This is a genomic window from Streptomyces sp. NK15101, from assembly GCF_020400725.1.
GTDB lineage: Bacteria > Actinomycetota > Actinomycetes > Streptomycetales > Streptomycetaceae > Streptomyces.
The window spans coordinates 1-767 of sequence record NZ_JAINVG010000206.1 but is presented as its reverse complement, the minus strand read 5'-3'; the positions used below and the strand labels follow the sequence as shown (position 1 = coordinate 767).

1 rRNA gene is annotated in these 767 nt (G+C 60.9%); it reads right to left on the bottom strand.

The features are described 5' to 3' along the window. Positions 1-513 (bottom strand): 16S ribosomal RNA (locus tag K7G60_RS38610); the annotation flags it as partial. Between the last annotated feature and the right edge of the window lie 254 nt (positions 514-767).

Below are 767 nucleotides of genomic sequence, written 5' to 3'. Positions count from 1 at the left end.
CCTACGTATTACCGCGGCTGCTGGCACGTAGTTAGCCGGCGCTTCTTCTGCAGGTACCGTCACTTGCGCTTCTTCCCTGCTGAAAGAGGTTTACAACCCGAAGGCCGTCATCCCTCACGCGGCGTCGCTGCATCAGGCTTGCGCCCATTGTGCAATATTCCCCACTGCTGCCTCCCGTAGGAGTCTGGGCCGTGTCTCAGTCCCAGTGTGGCCGGTCGCCCTCTCAGGCCGGCTACCCGTCGTCGCCTTGGTGGGCCGTTACCCCACCAACAAGCTGATAGGCCGCGGGCTCATCCTTCACCGCCGGAGCTTTCCACCCGCCGAGATGCCTCGGCGGGTCGTATCCGGTATTAGACCCCGTTTCCAGGGCTTGTCCCAGAGTGAAGGGCAGATTGCCCACGTGTTACTCACCCGTTCGCCACTAATCCACCCCGAAGGGCTTCATCGTTCGACTTGCATGTGTTAAGCACGCCGCCAGCGTTCGTCCTGAGCCAGGATCAAACTCTCCGTGAATGTTTACCGGTCATCCGGTGAGACACTCGCGTTGAGCGGGACGGTCGCGCCGGAATGAGGCGGACCGTCCACAGCGTCCTCGCTGTAGTGTGCCACCCCGAGGGGTGGACTTTTTCAAAGGAACCTCGACCATCCGTGACGGATGGACGGGGTATCAACTAATCTGGCGTTGATTTTTGGCACGCTGTTGAGTTCTCAAGGTGCGGACGCTTCCTTCGGTCCCGTTTCCGGGCCCTCCGGGCGCTTCCTTCGTT